This window comes from Streptomyces sp. NPDC002690 (assembly GCF_053592415.1).
This window is the reverse complement of sequence record NZ_JBSFVR010000572.1, coordinates 1-3,062: the sequence shown is the minus strand read 5'-3', so window position 1 is coordinate 3,062 and position 3,062 is coordinate 1. Positions and strand designations below refer to the sequence as shown.

Sequence of the window (3,062 nt, the reverse complement as noted above, 5' to 3'; positions counted from 1 at the left end):
CCCCGTCCGGGGCGGGCCCGTCCGGGAGCCCCGGCCCGCCCACGGACCCCGGCCCGCCCGCGGACCCCGACCCGCCCGCGGACCCCGGCCCGTCCGGGACCGGCAGGAGGGTGATCGCGCCGTGCACCTCGTCCACCGTGCGGCGCATGGCCTCCGCGCTGTCGGCGTCCAGGCCGGTGCACGCGGCGGGGAGCCCGACGCAGATCCGGGTCGCCAGTCCGGCGGCGACCTCGCCGAGGGCGGCGGTGTCCGTGCCGCGTACGTCGCCGTACCGCAGCGCACGGGCCAACGCGGGCAGGGCTTCGGCGAGGCGGGTCACGTCCGCGTCGAGCGCGGCCCGGTCGGCGAGGGCCCGCATCACCGTGGGCAGGGCGGCGGGCAGGGCCGCGAGGAGGCAGAGTTCGGCGAGGGCGGTGATCTCGGCAAGGGTGGTCGCGCCCCGGGCGTCCGACTCGGCCTTGGCGGTCGCGGCGGTGAGCACGGTGGTGCCCCAGGTGCCGGCCTCCGCGAGCCGGACCGAGAGCTCCGGCTCCCACCGAAGCCGCCAGGTCTCCCGGAAGGTGCCGGTACTCCCCCGGCCGGCCACGGGCTCACCCCAGTCCACGGCGAGAAGGCGCAGCCGGTGCAGGAGCCTGCTCCTCGCCGCGTCGGTGTCCTGGCGCAGGTCGAACTCCACCTCGCGGTCGGGCGGTTCCGGCTTCAGGCGCAGGGTGCGCTGCTGCCGGGTCAGGTCCCGCTGGAGCGGCACGGCCGGTGCGCCGTCGGGGACTTCGCCGAGCGCCTCGCCGACCACGAGTCCGTCGTGGACGAGGGCGAGGGGTACGTCGGACCCGTCGCACATGACGGCCCGGACCGCGTCGGTGGCCTCGTCGAGCCCGGCGAGCGGGCGCCCGCGCAGGGCCGCGAGCGTATCGGCGAGCCGAACCGCCTCGATGACGTGGGCGGGGGAGACGAACCGGTCCTCGTCGCGGAGCAGTCCCGCGACCTTCGTCATCCACCGCTCGACGGGCCGGTCCCGGGCGTGGAAGAGGTGGGCGTACCAGCCGGGGGCCTCGATCCCGGCGCCGTATCCGCTGCGCCGGGCCAGTCGCCGGTGCGTCCAGGGCACCCAGGTCACGGCGGTCCTGACCTTGGGAAGCCCCTTCACCAGGGCGCGGTCGGCGGTGAGGGTCGTCCGCGCGGCGAGGGCGGGCACGTGCCAGGCGCCGCAGACGACCGCGACCTCGTCGCCGAACTCCTTCCGTGCCGCCCGCAGCCGGATGCGCATGAACGCCTCGCGCACGGCGTCGCGGGGATGCCCGCCGTCCCCGTACGTCTCGCGCAGCGCCGCCATCGCCTCGGCGAGCGCGGTGAACGGGGCGACGGGGTCGGCGGGGTCGGCGCCGGACGCCGCGGACCGATGTTCGACCACGTCCTCCCACCACCGCTCGGGGTCGTCGTGACCCGCGGCTCCGGCCAGCAACGCGATCGGGTCGGGCGGAGCCGGCGCGGTCTCCTCCCCCGCTCCTTCGCCCGGTCCCTCGCCCTGGGCCGCCGCCGCGAGTGCCAGCACGTGGGCGGCGGGCAGGTCGATGAAGCGGACGGCCGCCCCGTGCGCGAGCGCCCAGCGGATGGCGACCCACTCCGGCGAGAACTCCGCCATCGGCCAGAACGACGCCAGCCCCGGATCGTCTTCGGCGTGCGCGAGCAGCGCCACCGGGGGACGCATGTCCGGGTCGGCGGCGAACGTCAGCAACGCGTCGCCCTCCGGCGGCCCTTCGACCAGCACGGCGCGCGGTCGCGCCGCCTCCAGCGCGGCCAGCACGGCCCGCGCGGACCCCGGGCCGTGGTGCCGCACACCCAGCAGCAGCGGCCCCGGAGCCCCGGGCGCCGCAGGCGCGGGCGCGGGCGCGGGAGAAGAAGGTGCGGAAGCCGTGCGGGGCGAGGTCATGGCGAGACCTCGCGGCAGGCCCGGTAGAAGTCCTTCCAGCCGTCCCGCTCGCGGACGACGGTCTCCAGATACTCATGCCAGACCGCTCGGTCCGCCGCCGGGTCCCGGACGACCGCGCCCATGATTCCGGCGGCCACGTCACCCGGGCGCAGTGTCCCGTCGCCGAAATGGCCGGCGAGCGCCAGGCCGTGGGTGACGACGGAGATCGCCTCGGCGGTGGAGAGCGTGCCCGAGGGGGACTTGACCCGGGTGCGGCCGTCCGTGGTGACGCCGTCGCGGAGTTCGCGGAACACGGTGACCACGCGCCGGATCTCGGTCAGCCCCTCGGGAGCGGCCGGCAGGTCCAGGGCACGGCCCAACTGCTCGACGCGCCGCGAGACGATGTCCACCTCGTCCTCGGGCGTCGCCGGGAGCGGCAGCACGACGGTGTTGAAGCGGCGGCGGAGCGCGCTGGACAGCTCGTTGACGCCCCGGTCGCGGTCGTTGGCGGTGGCGATGAGGTTGAATCCCCGGACCGCCTGGACCTCCTGCCCCAGTTCGGGGATGGGAAGGGTCTTCTCCGAGAGGATCGTGATGAGCGAGTCCTGCACGTCGGCCGGGATGCGGGTCAGCTCCTCCACGCGGGCGGTCAGCCCCCCGGCCATGGCGCGCATCAGCGGGCCGGGCACCAGGGCTGCTCGGCTCGGGCCGTGGGTGAGCAACTGCGCGTAGTTCCAGCCGTACCGGATCGCTTCCTCGGGCGTGCCGGCCGTGCCCTGGACGAGGAGGGTCGAGTCCCCGCTGACGGCCGCCGCCAGGTGCTCGGAGACCCAGGTCTTGGCGGTGCCGGGGACTCCGAGGAGCAGCAGGGCGCGGTCGGTGGCGAGCGTGGTCACGGCGACCTCGACGAGTCGGCGCGGGCCCACGTACTTGGGGGTGATCACCGTGCCGTCCGGGAGTGTCCCACCGAGCAGATAGGTGGCGACGGCCCACGGCGAGAGGCGCCAACGGGCGGGCCTGGGGCGGTCGTCGGCGTCGGCCAGCGCCTTGAGTTCGTCGGTCAAGAAGCACACCAAGGCCGGTCAGACGGCTCGCGGTTCGCAGACCGGCGGCATCGTCACCACTGAGGCCCCGATTCACGTCAGCAACGTTC

At 75.7% G+C, this 3,062-nt stretch carries 1 protein-coding gene and 2 pseudogenes; 1 reads left to right on the top strand and 2 read right to left on the bottom strand.

The genetic code is table 11. The features are described 5' to 3' along the window. Both ACWD3D_RS35330 and ACWD3D_RS35325 read right to left on the bottom strand, forming a co-directional pair. Nucleotides 1-1,930, bottom strand: a 1,930-nt coding sequence (locus tag ACWD3D_RS35330; RefSeq protein ID WP_451464771.1) for a DUF5682 family protein, incomplete at its 3' end; no start/stop codon positions are given. Next, nucleotides 1,927-2,967, bottom strand: a pseudogene (locus ACWD3D_RS35325) (ATP-binding protein); the annotation flags it as partial. The pseudogene ACWD3D_RS35325 and the gene ACWD3D_RS35330, both read right to left, overlap by 4 nt. Before the next feature lies 1 nt (nt 2,968). Here ACWD3D_RS35325 and ACWD3D_RS35320 point away from each other — a divergent pair. Further along, nucleotides 2,969-3,062 (top strand): annotated as a pseudogene (locus ACWD3D_RS35320) (50S ribosomal protein L24); the annotation flags it as partial.